20 protein-coding genes and 1 pseudogene are annotated in these 22,661 nt (G+C 72.8%); 15 read left to right on the top strand and 6 right to left on the bottom strand.

Translation table 11 applies throughout. The features are described 5' to 3' along the window. The first annotated feature begins 4 nt into the window (after positions 1-4). Both ACFWWU_RS18870 and ACFWWU_RS18865 read left to right on the top strand, forming a co-directional pair. The gene (locus ACFWWU_RS18870) at positions 5-991 is read left to right on the top strand and encodes an ABC transporter ATP-binding protein (protein WP_384146488.1); all 987 of its coding nucleotides are present in this window, start codon (positions 5-7) and stop codon (positions 989-991) included. Continuing rightward, a complete protein-coding gene (locus ACFWWU_RS18865) occupies positions 988-1,797 on the top strand; it encodes an ABC transporter ATP-binding protein (protein WP_384146485.1) in 810 nt (269 codons plus the stop codon). The genes ACFWWU_RS18870 and ACFWWU_RS18865 overlap by 4 nt, the downstream gene beginning before the upstream one ends. Before the next feature lie 60 nt (positions 1,798-1,857). Here ACFWWU_RS18865 and ACFWWU_RS18860 read toward each other — a convergent pair whose 3' ends face one another. Then, a complete protein-coding gene (locus ACFWWU_RS18860; protein WP_384146482.1) occupies positions 1,858-3,405 on the bottom strand; it encodes an alpha/beta fold hydrolase in 1,548 nt (515 codons plus the stop codon). A 107-nt stretch (positions 3,406-3,512) separates the two neighbouring features. Here ACFWWU_RS18860 and ACFWWU_RS18855 point away from each other — a divergent pair, with 107 nt between their 5' ends. The 3 genes and pseudogenes from ACFWWU_RS18855 (at position 3,513) to ACFWWU_RS18845 (ending at position 5,474) form a co-directional block, all read left to right on the top strand. Then, the gene (locus ACFWWU_RS18855; RefSeq protein WP_384146479.1) at positions 3,513-4,421 is read left to right on the top strand and encodes a MerR family transcriptional regulator; all 909 of its coding nucleotides are present in this window, start codon (positions 3,513-3,515) and stop codon (positions 4,419-4,421) included. Between the two features lie 105 nt (positions 4,422-4,526). Further along, positions 4,527-5,070, top strand: a pseudogene (locus ACFWWU_RS18850) (ABC transporter substrate-binding protein); the annotation flags it as partial. A 20-nt stretch (positions 5,071-5,090) separates the two neighbouring features. Further along, positions 5,091-5,474 (top strand): HEAT repeat domain-containing protein, encoded by a 384-nt coding sequence (locus tag ACFWWU_RS18845; RefSeq protein WP_384146476.1) that lies wholly within the window; start codon positions 5,091-5,093, stop codon positions 5,472-5,474. On the opposite strand, the gene ACFWWU_RS18840 is transcribed toward ACFWWU_RS18845, so the two are convergent. After that, a complete protein-coding gene (locus ACFWWU_RS18840) occupies positions 5,441-6,058 on the bottom strand; it encodes a GNAT family N-acetyltransferase (RefSeq protein WP_384146473.1) in 618 nt (205 codons plus the stop codon). The two genes, ACFWWU_RS18845 and ACFWWU_RS18840, sit on opposite strands and share 34 nt — an antisense overlap. Before the next feature lie 144 nt (positions 6,059-6,202). On the opposite strand from ACFWWU_RS18840, the gene ACFWWU_RS18835 reads away from it, so the two are divergent. Next, positions 6,203-7,015, top strand: a complete 813-nt coding sequence (locus tag ACFWWU_RS18835) for a VOC family protein (RefSeq protein ID WP_384146470.1) — start codon at positions 6,203-6,205, stop codon at positions 7,013-7,015. 96 nt (positions 7,016-7,111) lie between these two features. Here the strand turns inward: ACFWWU_RS18835 and ACFWWU_RS18830 are convergent, their stop codons facing one another. Next, positions 7,112-8,605, bottom strand: a complete 1,494-nt coding sequence (locus ACFWWU_RS18830) for an MFS transporter (RefSeq protein WP_384146468.1) — start codon at positions 8,603-8,605, stop codon at positions 7,112-7,114. A 110-nt stretch (positions 8,606-8,715) separates the two neighbouring features. Between ACFWWU_RS18830 and ACFWWU_RS18825 the strand changes: the two genes are divergently transcribed. The 5 genes from ACFWWU_RS18825 to ACFWWU_RS18805 all read left to right on the top strand — a co-directional run bounded on the left by ACFWWU_RS18825 (position 8,716) and on the right by ACFWWU_RS18805 (position 17,465). Next, the gene (locus tag ACFWWU_RS18825; protein ID WP_384146465.1) at positions 8,716-9,183 is read left to right on the top strand and encodes a MarR family winged helix-turn-helix transcriptional regulator; all 468 of its coding nucleotides are present in this window, start codon (positions 8,716-8,718) and stop codon (positions 9,181-9,183) included. Positions 9,184-9,415: 232 nt separating this feature from the next. Further along, positions 9,416-12,442 carry a carbohydrate binding domain-containing protein gene (locus tag ACFWWU_RS18820; protein WP_384146462.1) on the top strand — a complete coding sequence of 1,009 codons (3,027 nt, stop codon included), beginning with the start codon at positions 9,416-9,418 and terminating at the stop codon, positions 12,440-12,442. A 340-nt stretch (positions 12,443-12,782) separates the two neighbouring features. Then, complete coding sequence (locus tag ACFWWU_RS18815; protein WP_384146734.1) at positions 12,783-14,579, top strand: S8 family serine peptidase; 1,797 nt, start codon at positions 12,783-12,785, stop codon at positions 14,577-14,579. Between the two features lie 205 nt (positions 14,580-14,784). Then, positions 14,785-15,696 (top strand): diiron oxygenase, encoded by a 912-nt coding sequence (locus ACFWWU_RS18810; RefSeq protein WP_384146459.1) that lies wholly within the window; start codon positions 14,785-14,787, stop codon positions 15,694-15,696. 110 nt (positions 15,697-15,806) lie between these two features. Further along, entirely contained in the window at positions 15,807-17,465 is a 1,659-nt protein-coding gene (locus ACFWWU_RS18805) for an FAD-dependent oxidoreductase (RefSeq protein WP_384146456.1), read from the top strand. Between the two features lie 64 nt (positions 17,466-17,529). Here ACFWWU_RS18805 and ACFWWU_RS18800 read toward each other — a convergent pair whose 3' ends face one another. Together ACFWWU_RS18800 and ACFWWU_RS18795 are read right to left on the bottom strand one after the other, a co-directional pair. Continuing rightward, positions 17,530-18,108, bottom strand: a complete 579-nt coding sequence (locus ACFWWU_RS18800) for a Type-2Aa cytolytic delta-endotoxin (protein WP_384146454.1) — start codon at positions 18,106-18,108, stop codon at positions 17,530-17,532. A gap of 114 nt (positions 18,109-18,222) precedes the next feature. Next, entirely contained in the window at positions 18,223-19,104 is an 882-nt protein-coding gene (locus tag ACFWWU_RS18795; protein WP_384146451.1) for a LysR family substrate-binding domain-containing protein, read from the bottom strand. Positions 19,105-19,168: 64 nt separating this feature from the next. Between ACFWWU_RS18795 and ACFWWU_RS18790 the strand changes: the two genes are divergently transcribed. From ACFWWU_RS18790 to ACFWWU_RS18780, 3 genes are all read left to right on the top strand, one after another. Next, complete coding sequence (locus tag ACFWWU_RS18790) at positions 19,169-19,567, top strand: DUF5997 family protein (protein ID WP_384146448.1); 399 nt, start codon at positions 19,169-19,171, stop codon at positions 19,565-19,567. 91 nt (positions 19,568-19,658) lie between these two features. Beyond that, positions 19,659-20,621 (top strand): universal stress protein, encoded by a 963-nt coding sequence (locus ACFWWU_RS18785; protein WP_384146445.1) that lies wholly within the window; start codon positions 19,659-19,661, stop codon positions 20,619-20,621. Between the two features lie 261 nt (positions 20,622-20,882). Further along, positions 20,883-21,005, top strand: a complete 123-nt coding sequence (locus ACFWWU_RS18780) for a hypothetical protein (RefSeq protein ID WP_384146442.1) — start codon at positions 20,883-20,885, stop codon at positions 21,003-21,005. Between the two features lie 9 nt (positions 21,006-21,014). On the opposite strand, the gene ACFWWU_RS18775 is transcribed toward ACFWWU_RS18780, so the two are convergent. After that, the gene (locus ACFWWU_RS18775; RefSeq protein WP_384146440.1) at positions 21,015-21,728 is read right to left on the bottom strand and encodes a formylglycine-generating enzyme family protein; all 714 of its coding nucleotides are present in this window, start codon (positions 21,726-21,728) and stop codon (positions 21,015-21,017) included. Between the two features lie 120 nt (positions 21,729-21,848). On the opposite strand from ACFWWU_RS18775, the gene ACFWWU_RS18770 reads away from it, so the two are divergent. Further along, positions 21,849-22,649 carry a VOC family protein gene (locus ACFWWU_RS18770; protein WP_384146438.1) on the top strand — a complete coding sequence of 267 codons (801 nt, stop codon included), beginning with the start codon at positions 21,849-21,851 and terminating at the stop codon, positions 22,647-22,649. The last annotated feature ends 12 nt before the right edge of the window (positions 22,650-22,661 follow it).

Raw genomic sequence — 22,661 nt, 5'->3', positions numbered from 1 at the left:
CGGCATGAAGGAACACAGCGGCACCACGCCGGTCCTGGAGATCGACGGGCTCGACGTCCGGCTCCCCGAGGGGCGCGCCGGACGGCCGATCCTGGACGGCGTCAGCCTGCGGGTCGAGGCCGGGGAGAGCGTCGGTCTGGTCGGCGAGTCCGGCTCCGGCAAGTCGGTGGCCTGCCGCAGCGTCCTCGGGCTGCTGCCCGGGGGCGCGCGCACCACCGGCCAGGTCCGGGTCGCGGGCCGGGACGTGCTCGCCATGAACCGCACGGAGCTGGCCGCGCTGCGGGCCCGGCAGGTCTCCATGGTCTTCCAGGACCCGCGGGCCTCCGTGAACCCGCTCCGCCGCGTCGGCGACTTCCTCACCGAGGGACTGCGCGCGGCCGGCACCCCGCCCGCCGCGGCGACCGCGCGGGCCCTGGAGCTGCTCGAAGCGGTCGGCATCCGCGACCCGAAGGGCGCCCTGCGCCGCCGGCCGCACGAGTTCTCCGGCGGCATGCTCCAGCGCGTGGTCATCGCCGCGGCGCTCGCCTCCGAGCCCGCGCTGCTCGTCGCCGACGAGCCGACCACCGCCCTGGACGTCACGACCCAGGCCGAGATCATCCGGATCCTGACCCGCCTGCGGGCCGAGCGCGGCACGGGCATGCTCTTCGTCACCCACGACCTCGAACTGGCCGCCGCCGTCTGCGACCGCGTGTACGTGATGTACGCGGGCCGGATCGTGGAGACGCGGGGCACCGACGAGCTGTTCGACCGGCCCCGCCACCCGTACACGGCGGGTCTGCTCGGCTGCACGCCGAGCATCGAACCGGGCGCCCCCGCGCCCCGGCCCATCCCGGGGCGGCCCGTCTCCCTGGCCGAGACGCCGCCGGGCTGCGCCTTCGCCCCGCGCTGCGCCCACGCCGTGCCGCGCTGCTCCCAGGAGAAGCCGGTCCTCGCCCGGTACGGCGACGGACTCGCCGCCTGCCACCGCGCCGACGAAGGGATCATGCTGTGACCGTGTCGACAAAGGACGGCCCGGTCGTCGAGACCGGCCTGGTCGTCGACGGCCTGCGGAAGGTGTACGGGGACCACACCGCCGTCGACGACGTGTCCTTCGCCCTGGCGCCCGGGTCCTCCCTCGCGATCGTCGGCGAGTCCGGCAGTGGCAAGACCACCACCGTCCGGATGCTCGTCGGTCTGGAGCGCCCGGACGGCGGCACCGTCCGCCTGGACGGCCGGGACCGTTCCGCGCGGCCCCGGGGCCGGGCGGAACGGCTCGCCAGGGCCCGTGAGATCCAGATGGTCTTCCAGGACCCGTACCTGTCGCTCGACCCCCGGATCTCCGTCGCCGGCTGCCTGGACGAGGTCCTCCGCCTCCACACGGGTCTCGACGGAACCGCCCGCGCCGCCCGGGTCTCCGAGCTCCTGGACCAGGTCGGTCTCGGCACGCGCGAGGCCTCGGCGCTGCCCCGCGGACTCTCCGGCGGGCAGCGGCAGCGCGTGGCGATCGCCCGCGCCCTCGCCGTGGAACCCCGGGTCCTCGTCCTCGACGAGGCCGTCGCCGCGCTCGACGTGTCGATCCAGGCGCAGATCCTCGAACTCCTCGGCACGATCCGCCGCGACTCGGGCATCGGCTATCTGTTCGTCACCCACGACCTGGCCGTGGTCCGGCACATCGCGGACGAGGTGATGGTCCTCAAGTCCGGCCAGGTCGTGGAGGCCGGCTCGACCTCGCGCGTCCTGGAGACCCCGCGGCACCCGTACACCCGGCTGCTCCTGGACTCGGTGCCCCGGCGCGGCGGATTCGCGACGGCCCGCTGAGGGCCGCCGGGTCCGGGCGGGGGGCCGGGTCCGGGCGGGGGGGCCGGGTCCTGGCAGGGGTCAGTCCCGCAGCCGCCGGAGGACGGAGCGCATCGCCCGTTCCACGGCGGCGCGGGAGGCGTCGGTCGGGTCGACCAGTTCGAAGCTGTGGCGGCCCAGCGGCACGTCGACGAGTTCGACCTCCACCCCGTTCTTCGCGGCGGCGTCCAGGAAGTCCTGGACCGTCGCCGCGAAGGCGGGGTGTTCGCGTCCGGCCCGGGTGAGGACGACCGGCGGCCCGGCCCGCTCCGGACCGAGTGCGTCGACCGGACGGAAGCGGGACTCCACCGCACCCCAGCCGGGCAGCGGCGCGAGGGCGGGGTAGTTCGCCGCGACGCACCGCAGCCACGGCGGGGGCGCGGCGAGCCAGTCCGCGGCGAGCAGCCCGCCGGTGGAGAAGAACCAGAGGGCGACGCGGTCCGCGTCCACGCGCGGATCGGCGCGGACGAGTTCGACGGCCTCGACGAGGTCCTCGGCGGCCCGCGGATAGTCGGCGAGGCCGTGCAGCCGGTGGTCCAGGGTCACACCGACGACGCCGAGGCTCGCCGCGTAGCGGCCGTATCCGAGGAAGAACGGCGTGTCGCGCGGGGTGGGCCGCTGGTCGGGGGCGATCGGTCCGCCGTGGACGAAGACCACGGCCGGCCGGGGACGGTCGCCGTCCTCGCGGGCCGCCGGCAGGTGGAGGTCGATCCGTCCCCGCCGCTCGCGCGGCGCCTCGGGGACGTCCAGGAGGAACGGCAGGAGGTGCGTGGGCCGTTCGGGTGCGTGGGCGCGCTCGGGATCCCGCGCGGGGACGTGCACCCGATGGCCCTCGCCGGCCGCCGCGCCGAGCAGCGTCTCCGCGAGCTGTCCGGGAACGGAGAGCATCGGCCAGTGCCCGGTGGCCAGTTCGAGGAATCGGATCCCGGCGTCGGCGAGCGCCCGGAACTGCGGCGGGCCCGATTCCACCAGCATCTCGACGAGGTCGATGCTCGACCCGTTGGCGGTGCACAGGACACCGGTGACCGGCAGGGCGGAGGCCGCGCCGGTCAGGCGCAGGGGCTGGGTGAGCGTGCCCGGCGGCTGCGGCGCGGCGAGCCGCTCCAGGCGGTTCAGCGCTTCGGCGGGGACGCCCTCGGTACTGCCCCAGCTCGGCCAGGTGTCGCGCGTCGGCGGCGGTACGGGCCCGCCGTCCCCGGCCGCCCCGGTCGGGTCCGCCAGCCGCGCCCGGACGTCCGGGTCGGGCACGGAGCGCACGGCCGCCTCCCGGTCCTGCGGGAGAGGCGTGTCGAGGGCGACGATCCGGGCGACGCGCTCCGGCCGCCGGTCGGCTGCGCCGAGGACGGGGTGGAGGCCGTAGCCGTGCCCCACGAGGACGACGTCGGGATCCGCGATCCCGTCGACGAGCCGCACCAGGTCCTCGACGTGCGTCGCCAGATCGGTGCCGGGCCCGGCCTCGGCGCGCCGGTCGCCCATCCCGGTGAGCGTCACCGGGTACGCCTCCGCGCCCGCCGTGCGGAGCCGTACGGCCGTCTCCTCCCACACCCAGCCCCCGGTGAAGGGGCCCGGCACCAGCACGAACGCGGTCATGATCGTCTCCTCGCGACTCCTGGGCGATGCGTCGCGGCCACGCTAGGAACTCCCCCTGGGGGAGATTCAAGGGCCGCCCGGGAGCGCACGGACGTAGGGTTCCCCTCGTGTCGTGCGACGGGATGTGGAGCATCGGGGAACTCGCCGAGCGGGCGGGGGCCACCGTGAAGACCGTGCGTTACTACTCCGACCGGGGTCTGCTCCCCGAGGCGGGGCGCAGCTCGGGCGGGCATCGGCGGTACGGTCCCGAGGCGTTGGACCGGCTGCGGCTCATCCGTTCGCTGCGCGCGCTCGACCTGCCGGTGCCCGAGGTGGAGCGGGTCCTCGCTCGGGACGAGGCCCTGGAGGACGTCGTCTCGGGGCAGTTGCGCGAGGTGACCTCCCAACTGGCCGCGCTGCGCTGGCGCGAGGCGTCCCTGCGGCTGCTCAAGGACTGCCCGTCCGGGGAACGCGCCGAGCGGTTGCGGCTGGTCGGTGCCGTGGCCGTGCCGCCCGACACGACGGCCCTCGCCCGGTTCTGGCGGCGGACACTGCCGGTACGGCTGCCGTCCCGTACGGTGTCGATGGTCCTCGACTCGGTGGTGCCGCGGCCTCCGCGGGAACCGAGCCCCGCGCAGGTACTGGCCTTCGCCAGGCTGCACGAACTGGTCACCGATCCGCGCCTCGACCGGCCGGAGTTCCGTCCGGCGCCGCCGCTGCCGGACGGGGAGTACCGGCCGGAGGTGCTGTACGAGGGTCTGGCCGAGGCGTACGCGCTGGCCGCTTCCACGACGGCCGTACACGGCGGGGCTCTCGACTGCTTCGTCTCCGCCTACGCCCGTGCGAGCGGCGCATCGGACACCCCCGCGTTCCGCCGCCGCCTCGTCGGCCTGCTCGCGCGGAACGACGGCCCCGTGATCCACCGGTACTGGAAGCTCGCCACCGGCCTCTTCGCCCCGGGCGAGCCGGTCCTCGGCGCCCTCCACCATCACCTCTCCGTCGCCCTGCACACGCAGGTCGCGGCCCGGGCCGCCTGACGATCCCCATCCGGAGTGTGGGCACCCGGCCGTCCACCAGCTGGGCGGCCAGGTGGCGGATCTCGCCCCCCCGTCTCCGCAGGTCAGAGGCGTACGGAAGGACCGCTGGTTCCCCTGGCCCTGCTGCTGCCGCTGGCCACCGCCTGCGGCGGCTCCGCCGGCGCAGGCGGCGGGGGCGACGCGAAGACGGTCACCGTGACCGTCGGGTACCAGTCGAAGACCATCAACACCGTCACCGCCGGCACGCTGCTGCGCTCCCTCGGCTACTTCGAGGAGGAGCTCGCGGCCCGCGGGAAGCGGGACGGCGTCGCCTACCGGGTGGTGTGGCAGGACTACGCGACCGGGGCACCGATCACCGCGCAGATGACCGCCGGGAAGATCGACATCGGGTCGATGGGCGACTTCCCGCTGCTGATCAACGCGGCGCGCGGCGTCCAGCTCAAGGAGCGGACCTGGCTGGTCTCGGTGACCGGCTACAACCAGCGTGGCGGGCTCAACACCGTGGTGACGGCGCCGGGTTCGCCGCTCCGCTCCCTCGCCGACCTGCGCGGGAGGAAGGTGTCCACCAGCGTCGGTTCGGCGGCCGACGGCTTCGCTCGTCCGCGCGCTCCGACGGGCGGGGATCGACCCGGACAAGGGTGTGGAGAAGCGGCCCGTGGTCTCGCCGCCGTGCGCGCACCGGCCCCGAAGCCGCTCGACCCGCTCCTCGACGACCCCGACCCGCTGGTCAGGGGGGCCGCGCTGGCCGCCCTCGCGGGTACGGGCTGCCCGCCGGAGTACGCGGCGGCCGCGGTGGCGGCGCTGGCGGATGCCGCCTGGCAGGTCCGGGCCGGTGCGGCGACCGCGCTGCGCGCCGCACCGTCCGCGCCGGCGGTTCCCGCGCTCGCCGGAGCCCTTGGCGACGCGAACGCGGACGTCCGCAAGGCCGCCGTCCTCTCGCTGCTCCCGCACGGCGCCGAGCCGGCGGCCCGCGCCGCCCTCGCCGGGGCGGCCGACGACCCCGACGCCGACGTCCGCGCCTATGCCTCCCGTGTGCCGCGCGGTACGCCCTGATCCACCGCGGTGTGGAGGTGCTGGGCGCGGGGCCTGCCCGGCGGGTCCGCGGGGAGGATGCCGGTGAGTGGGAAGCCGCAGCCGAGGGCCGTCCGGCAGGAGCCTTCGTTGCCGACGGCGTGGACGAGTTCCAGGGGCCGTCCGGCGAACGGGCCACCGTCGCGGGCCGCCCATCGGGAGACGAGGGTCAGGGCCCGGGAGGCGATCCGGCGCCCGCGCGCCTCGGCGGCGGTCCAGTAGCCGACCCGCACGGGCGCCGCGCCGGTGGCCGTGTCCGCGCCTGTGCCGGTGGTGAGGGCGATGTGCCCGAGCGGTGCGGACGGCCCGGCCGGTCCGGTCGCGACGACGGCGAACGCCGCCCGGGTCCCCGCCTCCCAGCCCCGGCGCTGGGCGTCCACCCAGGCCCGGGCCTCGTCGACGGTGTCCAGGTGGGTGACGAGCCAGGAGCGGAGCTGCGCGTCCGCGTGGTGGCGTACGAGCACGTGGGCGTCCTCGTACGTCCACGGGCGCAGCAGCAGGGCCGCGGCGCCGTGGGCGGGGGCTTCCCTCAGGGTGACCGGTCGTTCGACGCGCCGCGTGCTCATGATCGGACGATATCCGGCCGGTCGGCGCACCCGCGTGTGTGGTGATCGGCGGCACATGGGTGAACGCGCGCATGCGGACCGGTCGGGCGGGGAAGGGGCGCGGGGCGGCGTCGGGCGACCCGCTGTGAACGGTGGACCGAGGAGATGGTGAGAGTGGCGGTGAGCGCGGAGGCAGTGGGCGCGCCGTGCTGGCTGAATCTGGCCGCGCGCGATCTCGACGCGGCGGAGCGTTTCTACGGGGCGGTGCTCGGCTGGACGTTCCGCCGGGGCGCTCTCGGCGACGCCTACGCGGTGGGCGAGCGGGACGGGGTGCCGGTGGCCGGGATCGCGGCGGTGGCCTCCGAGATGGCGGTGCCGGTGGCCTGGACCGCGTTCTTCGCCGTGGACGACGCCGACGCGGCGGTGGCCCGGATCCGGGAGCGCGGCGGCACGGTCGGCGTGGGTCCGGTCGCCTTCCCGCCCCGGGGGCGCGCGGCGCTCGCCACGGACCAGGAGGGCGCCCAGTTCGCCGTCTGGGAGGGGCGGCTGATCACGCGCTGGCGCGTGGGCGAGCAGACGGCGCCGGCCTGGCTTGAGCTGCACACGCGGGACGCGTTCGACGCGGCCGTCTTCTACGGCGGGGTGCTCGGCTGGGCGGACGGGAGCCCGTCCGGCGTGGAGGTCTCGTACGAGGAGGAGCAGGTGGTGCTGCGGTGGCATGGCGAGGCCGTCGCCCGCCTGAACAGCGGCCCGGTCGAGTCCGGCTCACCCCGGCCGCAGCTGCGCCCCCGCTGGCTCGTACGGTTCCGGGTGCCGGATCTGGAGGCGGCGACGGCCGCGGTCGTGAAGCACGGCGGTTCGGTGGTGCCGGGCGGCGAGTGGGGCGGGGTGCGCGCCCCCCTCGGCGCCGACCGGCATCGTACGGTCGTACGCGACCCGGACGGCGCGCTGTTCACGCTGGACACGGGGGCGAACTGACCGGCTCCAAAGGGGACTGCGCGTCGGAGCAGGCCGACGGATGCCACGGCCGGACTACCCGCGGCGCCCCCGGTGCGATGGCGTTGGCCCGGATGCCTAGCGTAGGGCGGCGCGCGGAGCGCCCTCGGACCCCGCGTCGGTCCCGGCGTGGGATTCGGTGCCGGTTTCGGTGCCGGGCGTGCCGTGCGTGCCGGTCGCCGGGGTCTTGGCCGGGATGAGCGCGGCGACGACCGCGGCGACGAGACCGACCCCGGCGCCGATCATCATGGCGGCGCGGAAGCCGCCCTCGGAGGGCAGGACGTGGCCGCCGAGCGTGGTGGTCATCTGGGCGAGGACGACACCGATGACGGCCGCCGATACGGAAGTGCCGATGGACCGCATCAGGGTGTTGAAGCTGTTGGCCGACGCCGTCTCCTCCTGCGGCACCGCGCCCATGATGAGCGCCGGCATCGCCCCGTAGGCGAGTCCCACCCCCGTGTTGCAGATGAGCGTCACGACGAGCAGGCCCCAGGTGGAGCCCATCAGCGCGAGGGAGGAGGCGTATCCGGCGGAGATGACCAGGGCGCCGAGGGAGAGGGTGACCTTGGGGCCGCGCGCGGCCGACAGCTTGGCGCCGAGCGGGGCCAGGACCATCATCATCAGGCCCGCCGGGGCCATCCAGAGGCCCATCGCCATCATCGACTGGCCGAGGCCGTAGCCGGTGGCCTCGGGCAGCTGGAGCAGCTGCGGGACGACCAGGGACTGCGCGTACATGGCGAAGCCGACGAGCACCGAGGCCGCGTTGGTCAGAAGAACGACGGGGCGGGCGGTGACGCGCAGGTCGACGAGCGGGTCACGGGTGCGCAGCTCCCACGCGCCCCAGGCGAGCAGGACGACGGCCGAGCCGGCGAAGAGGCCGAGGGTGGTGCCGCTGCCCCAGCCCCAGGTCGCGCCCTTGGAGACGGCGAGCAGGAGGGCGACGAGTCCGACGCCGAGGCCGAGGGCGCCGGGCACGTCGAAGCGGCCGGGTGCGGGGTTGCGGGGGCCCGCGGGCACGACGCGCCAGATCAGGAGGCCGACGAGGAGGCTCAAGGCGGCGGCGACCCAGAAGAGGACCCGCCAGCTGGCGTTCTCGGCGACGGCGGCGGAGAAGGGCAGGCCGAGGGCGCCGCCGACGCCCATGGAGGCGCTCATCAGGGCGATGGAGCCGCCGAGCTTCTCGGGCGGCAGGACGTCCCGGAGGAGGCTGATGCCGACGGGCACGACGCCCATGCCGAGGCCCTGGAGGCCGCGTCCGACGACCATCGGGACGACGGACGAGGCGAGGGCGCAGACCACGGATCCGGCGATCAGCGGAACGACCGAGGCGAGGAGGACCCGGCGCTTGCCCAGGGTGTCGCCGAGGCGGCCGGCGACGGGGGTGGCGACGGCCGCGGCGAGCAGGGTGGCGGTGATCACCCAGGAGGCGTCGGACGGCGCGGTGTCGAGAAGTTTCGGCAGGTCGCCGATGAGCGGCACCACCAGGGTCTGCATGAGTGCGGCCACGATGCCCGCAAGGGCGAGGACGCCGACGACGCCTCCGGTGCGGGCTTCGGGCTTGGAGCCGTCCACGGGTTCTCCCTCGGTTTTCCACTGTGAATGATGTGCATCATGCACAGCTCTTGCGTTATACACAAGTCGTGCATGATGCACATCATGTCGCCGCGAGAGAGAATGACCCCATGGACAAGCCCGTGGACAAGCCCACTCACCTGGTCGAGTTCGAGACCATGCTGCTCGGCCGGCACGCCCATCTGTACGCGCCCCGCTCCCGCGCCGCCGGCGGTCACCTCGACCGCAGCGCGTACGTCCTGCTGAGCCGCATCCGCATGCACGGGCCGATGTCCATCGGGCAGCTCAGCGACGCCTTCGGCCTCGACGCCTCCACCCTCAACCGGCAGACCGCCGCCATGCTCCGCGCCGGGGCCGTCGAGCGCATCCCCGACCCCGACGGCGGCATCGCCCGCAAGTTCCGCATCACGGAGGAGGGCGAGCACCGCCTCGACGCCGACCGGGCGTCGAACATCGAGGGCCTGGAGCGGGTCATGGAGCACTGGTCACCGGAAGACGTGGCCCGTTTCGCCGGCTTCCTGGAACGCTTCAATCGGGACATCGAGCGCCTGGAGGGCCGCCCCTGGCCCCGCCCCTGACGGGGAATCACCTCCCGATCCCCCCCACTCACGAGCACTCCTGAGGGGCCCGTGGCCGATCCGGCCGCGGGCCCCTCTTCCGTCGGATCCCTTTACGGGCGGGCCGTGCAGCGGTAGCTTCCGGCCACGCAAGATGTTTCTGAAAGTTTCCGACTGTGTTTCCAAAGGACCTCACGGCCCGTCAGGGGGCGAGCTCCGACCGGTGACGCGGCGGCCCTGCCTGGAGATTCAGATGACACGCACCCGCAGACGGCTGCCGGCCCGCCCGGTCGCCGCACTGGCGGCCGCCGCACTGGCGGCCGCCGCCGGCGTTCTCGGCCTGGTGGTCGCCTCGCCCCCCGGTGGTACCTCGCCCCGCACCGCACCGGTCGCGGCCGCCGCCGAGAACACGGCCACGGTCTTCTACTGGACGAAGACGAAGAACTGGGCCCTCCACCACCTCCATTACGCGCCCGACGGCGGGTCCTGGACCACGGTCCCCGGCGTCGCCATGGAGGCGGCCTGTACGGACTGGGTGAAGAAGACCGTCACCCTCGGCACGGCCGCGGGCCTTCAGGCCACGTTCAACAACGGCACCGGCACCTGGGACAACAACGGCGGCAAGAACTACGCCCTCGGCACCGGCGCCATCACCGTCAAGGACGGGGTCGTCGCGCACTCCGACCCCTGCGCCGGAACCGAGCCGACACCCACCCCCACCCCCACCCCCACCCCATCGCCTTCCGCCAAGGCCACGGTCTACTACTCGACCGAGGCGCTCGGCTGGTCCACCGTCAACGTCCACCACCAGCCAACGGGCGGCGCCTGGACCACCGTCCCCGGCGTCGGCATGCAGGCGGCGTGCGCCGGCTGGTGGAAGCGGGAGGTCGACCTCGGGACGGCCGCCTCCCTCAAGGCCGCCTTCAACAACGGCAACGGCACCTGGGACAACAACCGCGGCTCGGACTACACGATCGGTACGGGCGTCAGCACCGTACGGAACAACGTGGTGACGGCGAACGCGTCCGACCCGTGCGCCGCCGCCGTCCCCGACACCCAGGCCCCGACGGCGCCCACCCGGGTCACCGCCGCCGCCGACGGCGTCTCCGTCCTGCTCACCTGGGATCCAGCCACGGACGACCGCGGGGTGACCAAGTACCAGGTGACCCGGTCGGGCGGCAGCGGCGGCACGGTCGTGACCGACGTCGGCTCCACCGTCTTCTCCGACACCGGACTCGCCGAACGGACCGCGTACGGCTACACGGTGAAGGCCGTGGACGCCGCGGGGAACGTCTCCGCGGCCTCCACCGCCGCGACCGCGACCACGGGCGACAAGCCGCAGACCCCCGCCGCCGGGAAGCCGCTCGGCACCGACCCGCGCAAGGACCCGATCTACTTCGTCCTCACCGCCCGCTTCAACGACGGCGACCCGTCGAACAACCGCGGCGGGAGCCAGCACACCAAGTCCGGCAACGCGGCCAACGACGACCCCATGTTCCGGGGCGACTTCAAGGGACTCGTCCAGAAGCTGGACTACGTCAAGGGCCTCGGCTTCTCGGCGATATGGGTCACCCCGGTGGTCCTCAACCGCTCGGACTACGACTACCACGGCTACCACGGCTACGACTTCTACAAGGTCGACCCGCGCCTGGAGTCCGCCGGGGCCTCCTACCAGGACCTGATCGACGCCGCCCACGCCAAGGGCATGAAGATCTACCAGGACGTCGTCTACAACCACTCCTCCCGCTGGGGCGCCAAGGGCCTGTTCGTGCCCACCGTGTACGGCGTCCGCGACAGTCAGTGGAGCTGGTACTACGACGAGAAGCAGCCCGGCTTCGAGTACGACGGCCTGACGGTCGACGCCAAGTCCGGGAAGTCGCACTACAACGGCGACCTGTGGTCGACGGCCGAGCCGACCGGCAACACCTGCCTGAACTGGGGCAAGCCGACGGGCGGCAAGAGCGCCGAGGGCTACACCGTCTACAACTGCCAGTGGCCGAGCCCCACGTCCGGCATGTTCCCCAAGGCCCTCTTCCACCAGTGCTGGATCGGCAACTGGGAAGGTGAGGACTCGCGTTCGTGCTGGCTGCACGAGGACCTCGCCGACCTCAACACCGAGAACCCGACCGTTCAGAACTACCTGATCGGCGCCTTTGACAAGTACATCGACATGGGCGTCGACGGATTCCGCGTCGACACGGCCGTGCACATCCCCCGCACCACCTGGAACCGCCGCTTCCTGCCCGCGATCCAGGAGCGGGTGACACAGCGTCACGGCGCTGAGGCGGCACGGAACTTCTTCGTCTTCGGCGAGGTCGCCGCCTTCGTCAACGACAAGTGGAACCGTGGCTCGGTGAACCACTCGGCGCAGTTCTTCACCTGGAAGGAGCGCAAGGAGTACGACGCCGACGACGCCAAGGCCGCCCTGGAGATGTACGACTACGAGCAGCAGCAGGGCACGGGCAGCCAGCCCACCTCCACCAACGCCTTCCTGAACGGGAACAGCTACCACACGCCCGACCACAGCCGCTTCTCCGGCATGAACGTCATCGACATGCGCATGCACATGAACTTCGGTGACGCGTACAACGCCTTCTCCAACGGCAAGGACTCGGACGACAGCTACAACGACGCCACCTACAACGTCGTCTACGTCGACAGCCACGACTACGGTCCCAACAAGTCCAGCGAGCGGTACACGGGCGGCACCGACGCCTGGGCCGAGAACATGTCGCTGATGTGGACCTTCCGCGGCATCCCGACGCTCTACTACGGCTCGGAGATCGAGTTCCAGAAGGGGCAGAAGATCGACTGCGGGCCGTCCTGCCCGCTCGCCACGACCGGCCGCGCGTACTTCGGCGACCACGTCGCCGGCTCCGTCACGGCCTCCGACTTCTCCCAGGTCTCCTCGGCCTCCGGCGCCGTCGCCACCACCCTCCAGCAGCCCCTGGCGCAGCACGTCCAGCGGCTCAACCAGATCCGCCGGGCGATCCCGGCCCTCCAGATGGGCCAGTACTCCACCGAGGGCATCTCGGGCGGCATGGCGTTCAAGCGCCGCTACACCAGCGGCACGACGGACAGCTTCGCCCTCGTCACGATCTCGGGCGGTGCCACCTACTCGGGCATCCCGAACGGCACGTACACCGACGCGGTCACGGGTGACGTGAAGACCGTCACCAACGGAACGCTCTCGGTCGGCGCGCCCGGCAAGGGCAACCTCCGGGTGTACGTCCTGAACGGCCCGGGCAAGATCGGCGCCACGGGCCCGTACCTGAAGTAGGCCGGCGCCTCACCTGTCGGACCCCGTACGGGGCGGGAACCACCCGCCCCGTACGCGCGCCGCTCCCGTCCGGCTTCCGTCCGGCTTCCGTCCGGCTTCCGTCCGGCTTCCGAGAACGAACGGGACAGGACGGCTGATTCCCGCGTCTTCCCGGCACCGACAGGTCAACAGTGCGTAACGCGAACAGGCTTCTCGGACAGAACACTTCCTTCCGTCCGGCGAGTCTGGGATCTTGCGTCCACCCCACACATCACAGGGCCCGGCGGGCGCCACCCGCGCCACCGGGTCATCGGAGGACGCATTGTTTTCCCAGATATCCAGCCGGTTGAGACTCTCGGCCATCGCCGTCGCGACCCTCGGTACGACCGTGGCGCTCGCCGCTCCCGCCGGATTCGCCCAGGCAGCACCGTCGGACACCGCGCCCGTCGCGGCCCGTTCGGCGGGGGCGACACAGGCCACCACGGCACAGACCGCCACCTCGACCGCCGCCGCACCGGCGGCCTGGGCCGCGGGCACCCGCGCCTACCTCGTGATCACCGCGCCGGGCGGCACCTCCGCCGTGAGCGGCGCCGTGGCGAGCAACGGCGGTTCGGTCTTCGCCACCTACGACGCGATCGGCGTGATCGTGGCGCACTCGACCTCCGCGTCGTTCGCCTCGTCGATGCGCACGGTCGGCGGCGTCCAGCAGGTCGGGGCGACCCGTACGTCGGACGTCCCCGCCGACGCCTACAACCCGGCCCTCCCCGCCAACCCGTCGCAGTCCGCGACGACGCTGACGGAGTCCAACCGCTGGGACATGACGCAGATCAAGGCCGACCAGGCCTGGGCCGTCACCACCGGTTCGGCTTCGGTGAAGGTCGGCGTCCTCGACACCGGCGTGGACGACCAGCACCAGGACATCGCGCCCAACTTCAACGCGGCCGACTCGGCGTCCTGCGCCTACGGCAAGGCGGACACCCGCGCCGGTGCCTGGCGTGACGTCGGCACCCACGGCACGCACGTCGCGGGCACGATCGCGGCGGCGAAGAACGGCAAGGGCGTCATCGGCGTCGCGCCGGGCGTGAAGATCTCCTCGGTCCGCATCGCGGAGCCGGTCAGCAGCCTGTTCTTCGCGGAGAACACGATCTGCGGCTTCGTGTGGGCCGGTGACCACGGCTTCAAGGTCACCAACAACAGCTACTACACGGACCCGTGGGCGTTCAACTGCCCCGACAACGTGGACCAGGCCGCCATCATCGAGGGCGTCCGCCGCGCCCAGGCGTACGCCGAGGGCAAGGGCTCGCTCCAGGTGGCCGCCGCCGGCAACTCCAACTACGACCTGGCGAACAAGACGACCGACTCCGAGTCCCCCAACGACTCGACGCCGGTCACCCGCACGATCACCAACGCCTGCATCGACATCCCGACGGAGCTCCCGGGTGTCGTGACCGTCGCCGCGCAGGGCAACGGCGGTGCCAAGGCCTCGTACTCGAACTTCGGCAACGGCGTCATCGACATCGCTGCCCCCGGCGGCGACGGCGCCTCCGGCGTCTACTCGACGCTCCCGGGCGGCAAGTACGGCAACATGAACGGCACGTCGATGGCCTCCCCGCACGTGGCGGGCGTCGCGGCGCTGATCGCGAGCGTGAACCCGTCGTTCACCCCGGCGCAGATCCGGGACCAGCTCGGCGTCCAGGCCACGGACCGGGCGTGCCCCTCGGACACCCGCTGCAAGGGCACCACGACCAAGAACGGCTTCTTCGGCGACGGCGCGGTCGACGCCCTGAAGGCCGTCGGGGGCACCACCCCGCCGCCCGGCGCGTACTTCGAGTCCCTGACCGATGTCACGATCGCCGACAACGCGACGGTCGAGAGCCCGATCACGGTCAGCGGAGTGACGGGCAACGCTCCGGCGACCCTCAAGGTGGGCGTGGACGTCAAGCACACGTACATCGGTGACCTGAAGGTCGACCTGGTGGCTCCGGACGGCACCGTCTACACGGTCCACAACAGGACCGGCAGCGGTACGGACAACATCGTCCAGACGTTCACGGTCAACGCCTCGGCGGAGGTCGCCAACGGCGTCTGGAAGCTCCGCGTGAACGACAACGCGAGCCAGGACACGGGCAAGATCGACGCCTGGAACCTGACCTTCTGACACGGTCGTTCCGACCGAGCGTGACCCCTTGACGGGGCCGGAACCCACTGGGCTCCGGCCCCGTTCGCGTGCCCGCCGGAAAAAGTCCGTACCGAGGGGTAGGCCTGCCCCGGACCCTTGCTATACGTTCCGTCTAACAAGCTTGCTAGACGCAGCGTCTAATAAGCGTCCGAGCCACCGATCACGCGATCCGAGGAGCCGCACCATGGCAAGCAGCACCGTTCGCCCGGAGCCCGAGGACCAGTACGACAACTCCACGGCCGAGCGGCTGCTCCGGTCCGCGGCGAAGCTGTCGTACGACCCCGCCGTCGACGTCGACTGGGACACCCCGCTCGACAAGGACTTCCACGGGCAGAGCCCCGAGTGGAACTCCCTCTACGGCACCGCGTACTGGACCGAGATGACCGAGGAGCAGCGCAAGGAGCTGACCCGGCAGGAGACCGCCTCGGTGGCCAGCACGGGCATCTGGTTCGAGATGATCCTCCAGCAGATGGTGCTCCGCGACATCTACCGCATGGATCACACCGATCCGCGGTTCCAGTGGGCGCTCACCGAGATCGCCGACGAGTGCCGGCACTCGATCATGTTCGCCCGGGGCTCCCAGAAGCTGGGCGCGCCCGCGTACCGGCCCAAGCGGGCCGTGCTGGAACTCGGGCGTCTCATGAAGACCGTCGGCTTCGGCGAAGCCGCGTACGCCGGCATCCTCGTCGCCGAGGAGGTCCTCGACGTCATGCAGCGCGACTGGATGCGCGACGAGCGCGTCGTCCCCTTCGTGCGCACCATCAGCAACATCCATGTCGTCGAGGAATCCCGGCACATGAAGTTCGCCCGGGACGAGACGCGCCGCAACCTCGCCCGCGCGAGCGCGGCGCGCCGCCGCTTCCAGGCCCTCGTGGTCGCCATCGCCGCGTACTACATCATCACCAGCCTGGTGAACCCGGAGGTGTACGTGCGGGCCGGACTCGACCCCGAGCGGGCCCGCCGCGAGGCGGCCGCCAACGAGCACTACAAGGCACAGCTGCGCGCCAGTTGTTCCGGACTGATGGAGTTCCTCGCCGACGTCGGGATGCTGACCCGGCCCGCGCTGTTCTTCTACCGGCGCGCCCACCTCGTCTGACTCCACCTCGCCTGACCCCACCGAGCCGAGCCCCACCAAGCCGAGCCTCCACCGAGCCGAGCCCCCCTCCGAGCCGATCCCTCCGAGCCGAGCAGAGCAGAGCCGACGACATGACCTACGCGATCACCCAGACCTGCTGCAACGACGCGACCTGCGTCGCCGTCTGCCCGGTCAACTGCATCCATCCGACGCCCGGGGAACCGGACTTCGGCACCACGGAGATGCTGTACGTCGACCCCCGGGCCTGCATCGACTGCGGCGCCTGCGCCGACGCCTGCCCCGTCGACGCGATCTTCCCGGCGGACCGCCTCACCGAACGGCTGCGGGAGTACGAGGCGATCAACGCCGAGTACTACGCGAACCGGACACCCGCACCGGCGCTCGCCTCGCCCAACTTCCACCCCTGGGGCGCCCCTTCGTTCCCCCGCTCGCTGCCCGCCGACTTCGCCCCGCTGCGGATCGCGGTCGTCGGCACGGGCCCCGCGGGCATGTACGCCGCCGAGGACCTGCTGCTGCACACCAACGCCGAGGTGACGCTGATCGACCGGCTGCCGGTCGCCGGCGGTCTCCTCCGCTACGGCGTGGCGCCGGACCACCCGGCGACCAAGGGCGCCGGGGAGGCCTTCGCCCGCTTCCACTCCCACCCCCGCGTCCGGCTGCGGCTGGGCGTGGAGATCGGCCGGGACGTCTCCGTCGAGGAACTCGCCGCGCACCACGACGCGGTGATCTACGCGGTGGGCGCGCCCGCCGACCGACGGCTCGGCGTCCCCGGCGAGGACCTGCCGGGCAGCGTCTCCGCGACCACCGTCGTCTCCTGGTACAACGCCCACCCGGAGACCGGCGCGCACGCGGTCGACCTGTCGGGCGGGCGGGTCGTGGTCGTGGGCAACGGCAACGTGGCCCTGGACGTCGCCCGCGTCCTCGTCATGGACCCCGACTCCCTCGCCGCCACCGACATCGCCGACCACGCCCTCGCCGCCCTGCGCGGCACGCCGGTGCGCGAGGTGGTGCTGCTGGGCCGGCGGGGCCCGGAGCACGCGGCGTACACGTCGTCCGAACTGCTCGCCCTGAAGCACCTGGCGGGGGTGGAACTGCTCGTCGACGACCGGGACCCGCGCACCGGGGAGGCGATCGACGCGGCCGCGCCCGGGGACAAGGCCGCGCTCCTGCGGGACGTGCCCCGCGAGGCGGTGGACTGGACGGGGGAGCCCGCGCGGGACCGGCGCCGGATCGTCCTGCGCTTCCACTCGGCACCCGTCGAGGCACTCGGTACGGAGCGACTGCGGGCGGTCCGGGTGACGGAGGACGGATCGCCGGCGGCCACGGAGATCGGCGCGGGCCTGCTCGTCCGGGCGATCGGCTACCGCGGTGTGCGCCTGACGGGGCTGCCGTTCGACGAGGCCACCGGCACCGTGCCCCACGAGACCGGACGGGTGACCGGACTGCCCGGTGGCTATGTCGTCGGCTGGATCAAGCGGGGGCCCTCGGGGGGCATCGGGGCCAACCGGGCGTGCGCGGAGGAGACGGTGGGGACGCTGCTCGCGGACGCGGTCGCGGGCGCCCTGCCCTCCCCGACGGGCACGCCGCAGGCCTTCCGCAAGCTGGTACGGAGCCGCAGCGCCGGTCTGGTCGACGCGCGCGGTCTCGCGGCCATCGACCGTGCCGAGCGGGCACGGGGCCGGGACGCCGGGCGCCCCCGGGTCAAGCTGGCGACGGTGCCGGAACTCGTCGCGGCGGCGCGGGGCGGACGGTGGCGCCGCCCGGGCTGAGCTCTGCCGAGGCGTGAGGCGTCCCGTACGCGGTGTCCGGCCCGGGACGGCGGGCCGGTACGGCTCAGACGGCGACGGCCAGGGCCTGCCGGACCAGGATCGCGTTGAGCCGGACGGCGAAGGGGACGACGTCCGTCAGCTCCAGGGTGGTGGCCTCGGCCTTCGGCAGCTCGACGGTCACGTCGACGCAGAAGGCGAGGGCGTAGATGTCCTCCCCGGTCTCCTCGTCCTGGAGGGCGAAGAACAGGTCCCGGTAGAAGCGGGTGCGCTGCTCGGACTCCTCGTAGAAGGAGAGTCCGGGCTGCCCTTCCTGCCCGGCGAGGCCGGTGAAGGCGTCGACGAGCTCGCGCTCGACGGTCCCCCAGAAGCCCGCCTCCGCGTACTCCGGGGGAAGGGCCTGCCGGACGGCCTCCTTCAGGGAGAGGACCATGACCAGGACGGGGGCGTGCTCCTGGAGCCCCCAGCCCCGGACCTGCCGCACGACGGTGGTGTCGGGGACGGCCGCGGCCGCGGCCCGTATCGCCTCGAAGTCGAAGTTGACGGTCGCGGGCGCGATCGCCTCCTGGAACACCCGGTCGATGGACCGGGCCCGTTCGAGATGGTCCGGTCCCACCTCGACGACGGTCCTGAAACTGGCGGCCAAAGCTCCTCCTGTGTGATCTCGATGATCAGGAGGGGTCAGTATGCCGAGGCACCCCCGCCCCGGTGAGGGCCGTCCGCCGTGCGGACAGGGGCGACACCGAAGGACCGTACGGCGTCAGGACCGGCCGCGGGGCTTTCCGCCCTTGCCGCGGCCGGAGCCGCCCGCGCCGCCGCTCTTCGCGCCGCCCTTGCCGCCGGTCTTGGCGCCCCCCTTGCGGGCCGTCGTGGGCTTGCCGCCGCCGCGCGCGCCGCTGCCGCCCGGCTTCGCGGACCTGCCGGGCTTCTGCTCCTTCTTCGGCTGCTTCTGCCCCTTCTGGGCCTCGGCACGACGGCCCCGGGTGCTGTTCACGGTCCGGCCGCGCACGATCCCGATGAACTCCTCCACCAGGTCGGGGGCCTCGTCGGCCGCCGGCCACGACAGGGCCACGCGCGACTGCGGGACGTCGTTGAGCGTCCGGTACGTGAGGTCCTTGCGGTGGTGGAGCCGGGCGAGGGACTGCGGGAGGGCGAGCACGCCGACGCCCGCCGCGACGAGCTCGACCGCGTCGGCCGTCGTCTCGGGGCGCTCGTTCGCGGGGCGGCCCGGCGGCTGCTCCCAGCCGAGGGTGTCGTCGAGGGGGTGCAGCACGAGCTCGTCGGCGAGGTCCGACGCCCAGATCTCCTCGACCTCCGCGAACAGGTGGTCCTTGGGGACGACGACGACCGTGGTCTCCGTGTAGAGCGGGATGGCGCTGAGGTCGTCCCGGTCGACGGGCAGCCGGACGAGACCCGCGTCCGCGGCCCCGTCCCGGAGCGCGCCGAAGGCCTCGGCCGGGTCCACGGCGAGGAGGGTCAGCGGCACGTCGGGCAGGCGCTCGTTCCAGATCCGCACCCACTTCGCGGGCGTCACTCCCGGGACGTAGGCGAGCCGGAAGGCAGGAGAAGCGGAAGCGGAAGAGGGGGAAGCGGCGGGGGAATCCGAAGGGGATTCCGCGGGAGAAACGTCCGAGCCTGTCACCCCGCAAGGCTACCGGTAGCGGACGTGGTCGGAGGTCGCCCGCATGCTCGATACCCTTGGCACCATGACGTCGCACCAGAACGCCCAGACGATGAAGCCCGCGACCGCGGCGAAGAAGCTGGGTGTGTACCTCGAAGCCACCCCCGCCGAGTTCCAGGAGGGGGTCGTCTCGCGCGCCGAGCTGACCGAGCTCCAGGCCAACCCGCCGGCCTGGCTCCAGGAGCTGCGCAAGAACGGCCCGCACCCCCGCCCGGTCGTCGCCAACAAGCTCGGCGTCTCCATCGCCGGTCTCGCGCGCGGCGGGATCACCGAGCCCCTCACCACCGAGCAGATCGACGCGATCAAGGAGGAGCTCCCCGCGTGGCTGCGGAAGGAGCGGGCCACGCAGTCGGAGGTCCGCGCGGAGACCGTCCGCATCAAGGAGCGGGACGCGGAGCGGGCGCGCAACGACCAGAGCGCCTGACACTTCCCCGTACTCTTCTCCGCCGGCCCGTACCGAAGCGATTCGGTACGGGCCGGTGTGGCGTCCGGGCGGATGCGGGAGTCATGTCCCCATGAGTGACACGAGCACCGCTTCCGAGCCCCCGGTCGTCGTCGGCGTGGACGGCTCCGAGCACAGCCTCCGCGCCCTGGAGTGGGCCCTGGGCGCCGGGGAGGGCCTCGGCGCGCTCGTCGTGGTGGCCCATGTCCGCTCCGACGCGCTCCAGCTCGGGGCCGCCCGCATCGCCTCCCTGGGCAAGGAACCGGAGCTGCCCGACACCGTCCTGAACGCGGTCAGGACCGTCGTGGAGGAGCGCGGGCACACCATTCCCGTCCGGTACGTCTCCCTCGACGGGACCGTCGCCGACGCGCTGCCGGCGGCCGCGCGGGGCGGGCGGCTCCTGGTGACCGGCTCGCGGGGGCACGGTGGTTTCGTGACGCTGCTGCTCGGCTCGACCAGCCGCACGCTGGCGATGACCGCGCCCTGCCCGCTCGTGGTCGTGCCGCACGAGGCGCGTACGGTCGCGTCGCCGGGCGCCCCGGACCAGGGGCGGGTCCTGTTGGGCCTGCACCCCGAGGAGACCCCGGACGAGGTGCCGGCCTTCGCGTTCGAGGCGGCACAGCGGCGGGGCGTGCCGCTGGAGGTCGTGACCGCCTTCCGGATGCCCCCGCAGCCGGGGGCGCTGCTCGCCGCCCCGTCCCCGGCGCTCCAGGTGCCGCCGCCGCTGCCGGAGGCCGACGACTCGGCGGAGCTCCTGCGGGAGGCGGAGCGGGAGCAGGAGGAGCGGCTGCGGCCCTTCGCGGAGCGGTGGCCGGATGTCCGGCTGGTTCAGTCCGTCGTGCCGGGGGACGCGGCGGGGCGGCTCGTGGAGGGTTCGCGGGATGCCGGTCTGGTGGTCGTGGGACGGCACCACCGGCACCGGATCGGTTCACTGCTCATCGGTTCGGTCGCCCATGCGGTGCTGCACCACGCGCACTGTCCGGTCGCGGTGGTCCCCCCGCCTGGCGGAGGAACCACCGGTGCCCTCGGGACATGACAGTCCCCGGCGGTCCGGGTCGGTTCGCGCGGTCGTCGGCCGTCGCCGACGGCTCCGTGCCCGACCGGCCCCGCCGGGGGCCTGGCCAGAGCCGAGTCAAGGGTCACGCGGGCCTTCGGACGTCTCCGTCGGCGGGTGCGGCTCTTTCCGGTTGTCCGGTGTAAGGATGAGTTTCCTCCTTTTTTCGGACGATTCAAGGGGTTCAGATGGTTTTGTTACGGGTCTTTGCCGTACGGAGAGGGCTGCTGGTAGAGGAGGCTCATGTCCACCCCGGATCAGCCCGCCACGGCGCGCCGCAACGTGCAGCCGCCCCCTGCCCAGGCCTCGCTCCCGGTGCCCGACGGCCCGTTCCACCGCTATGCGATGAGCCGCCTGCCCCGCTGACCCCGCCGCTCACCCGGTCAGGGTGCGGGCGAGGCGGAACCCCACGTCGTCGATGCGGAGGGTGGGGTGGCTGCGGCGCCGTACGGAGGCGCGGCAGCTCCAGTGCTCGTCGAACCAGCCGCCGCCGCGGAGCACCCGGTAGCCGCCGTACACCTCGGCGTCGTAGACGTCCCAGCACCACTCCCAGACGTTGCCGAGCATGTCGTGGAGCCCCCAGGCGTTGGGGCGGCGTCCGCCGGTCTCGTGGAGTCGCTCTGCGGAGTTACCCCGGTGCCAGGCGATCTCGTCGAGCGGCCCGTATCGCGCCTCCGTGGTGCCGGCGCGGCAGGCATGCTCCCATTCGGCCTCGGTGGGCAGCCGGTAGCCGTCGGCGTCCCGGTCCCACTCGACGCCGTCCGGGTCGCCGTCCGTGACACTGTCCGGGTCGCCGTCCGTGCCGTCGCCCGGGATCCGGTACGCGGGGGTGAGCCCCTCGCGGGCGGAGAGGGCGTTGCAGAAGCGGATCGCGTCCCCCCAGGACACTCCTTCCACCGGGAGCCGGTCACCGTGCGCGGTGCTCGGCCGCTCTCCCGTGATCCGCGCGTACAGCTCCTGGGTGACCGGGTGGGCGGCCAGACCGTACGCCTGGAGGTCGACCGTCCAGCGTCGCTCGGTGCGCCGGTCGGACAGCGTGACCCGCCCCGCCGGGACGGCGATGATCCCGTGCTCCGCGCTCGTCTTCATGCGTCCATGATCGCAGCAGCGGGGGCACGGTCACGTTGCGTCACCGAGCGGTGTGTGGCGGGCGTGGCTAGCGTGGCTCACAGGAACACGACATCGATCGCAAGAGAGAGAGTCACCGTCATGGCCGCACGACCTGAAGGCACGCCGGTCTGGACCGACGCGATGTTCACCGACGTCGAGGGCGCCAAGACGTTCTACGGCGACGTGCTCGGCTGGACCTTCGGCGAGTCCTCCACGGAATACGGCAACTACACGCAGGCGTACAAGAACGGAAAGGCGGTCGCGGCCGTCGTGCCGCCGATGCCCGGTCAGGACGGCGAACCGAAGTCGGCCTGGTGTCTGTACTTCGCCTCGCCGGACGCCGCCGCCACGGCGGAGAAGATCCGGTCGGCGGGCGGCACCGTCCTCATGGAGCCGATGCAGGTCGGCGACTTCGGGTCGATGTGCCTCGCGCAGGATCCGACGGGCACGACGTTCGGCATCTGGCAGCCGGGCGTGCACGAGGGCTTCGAACTGGAGGGTGAGACCGGCTCGTTCGCCTGGGCGGAGGTGTTCACCCGGGACCCGGCGAAGGCCGACGCCTTCTACACCGCCGTCTTCGGCTACGCCTCCAAGAAGATGAAGGACGAGCACGTCGACTACCGGGTCTTCGACCTGGGCGGGGAGATGCCGGTCCTGGGGCGGATGAAGATGACCCCGGAGGACTTCCCCCCGGAATTCGCCCCCTACATCCAGATCTACTTCGCGGTCGACAACTGCGACAAGGCCGTCGAGGCGGCCGAACGCCTCAAGGGGCGGAAGCTCTTCGGGCCGATGGACAGCCCGTTCGGCCGGTTCGCGGCGATCATCGACCCGCAGGGCGCCGCCTTCGCGGTCATCGACCTCAAGACCACCGTCGGCGACATGCCCGAGATGGTCTGACCGGACCCGTCG

It is taken from the genome of Streptomyces sp. NPDC058650 (assembly GCF_042717315.1).
Classification (GTDB): Bacteria; Actinomycetota; Actinomycetes; order Streptomycetales; family Streptomycetaceae; genus Streptomyces.
This window is presented reverse-complemented; position numbering and strand designations above follow the sequence as displayed.

What these genes read in the sequence shown, in the direction of transcription:
- ACFWWU_RS18860 (WP_384146482.1), bottom strand. Translation starts at nt 3,405, where the DNA reads ATGACCGCGTTCGTGCTGGTGCCGGGCCCCTTCACCGGGGGCTGGGTG.
- ACFWWU_RS18775 (WP_384146440.1), bottom strand. Translation starts at nt 21,728, where the DNA reads ATGAAGACGAGCGCGGAGCACGGGATCATCGCCGTCCCGGCGGGGCGG.
- ACFWWU_RS18835 (WP_384146470.1), top strand. Translation starts at nt 6,203, where the DNA reads ATGGTGAGAGTGGCGGTGAGCGCGGAGGCAGTGGGCGCGCCGTGCTGG.
- ACFWWU_RS18840 (WP_384146473.1), bottom strand. Translation starts at nt 6,058, where the DNA reads ATGAGCACGCGGCGCGTCGAACGACCGGTCACCCTGAGGGAAGCCCCC.
- ACFWWU_RS18790 (WP_384146448.1), top strand. Translation starts at nt 19,169, where the DNA reads ATGACGTCGCACCAGAACGCCCAGACGATGAAGCCCGCGACCGCGGCG.
- ACFWWU_RS18780 (WP_384146442.1), top strand. Translation starts at nt 20,883, where the DNA reads ATGTCCACCCCGGATCAGCCCGCCACGGCGCGCCGCAACGTGCAGCCG.
- ACFWWU_RS18870 (WP_384146488.1), top strand. Translation starts at nt 5, where the DNA reads ATGAAGGAACACAGCGGCACCACGCCGGTCCTGGAGATCGACGGGCTC.
- ACFWWU_RS18770 (WP_384146438.1), top strand. Translation starts at nt 21,849, where the DNA reads ATGGCCGCACGACCTGAAGGCACGCCGGTCTGGACCGACGCGATGTTC.
- ACFWWU_RS18825 (WP_384146465.1), top strand. Translation starts at nt 8,716, where the DNA reads ATGGACAAGCCCGTGGACAAGCCCACTCACCTGGTCGAGTTCGAGACC.
- ACFWWU_RS18785 (WP_384146445.1), top strand. Translation starts at nt 19,659, where the DNA reads ATGAGTGACACGAGCACCGCTTCCGAGCCCCCGGTCGTCGTCGGCGTG.
- ACFWWU_RS18820 (WP_384146462.1), top strand. Translation starts at nt 9,416, where the DNA reads ATGACACGCACCCGCAGACGGCTGCCGGCCCGCCCGGTCGCCGCACTG.
- ACFWWU_RS18805 (WP_384146456.1), top strand. Translation starts at nt 15,807, where the DNA reads ATGACCTACGCGATCACCCAGACCTGCTGCAACGACGCGACCTGCGTC.
- ACFWWU_RS18810 (WP_384146459.1), top strand. Translation starts at nt 14,785, where the DNA reads ATGGCAAGCAGCACCGTTCGCCCGGAGCCCGAGGACCAGTACGACAAC.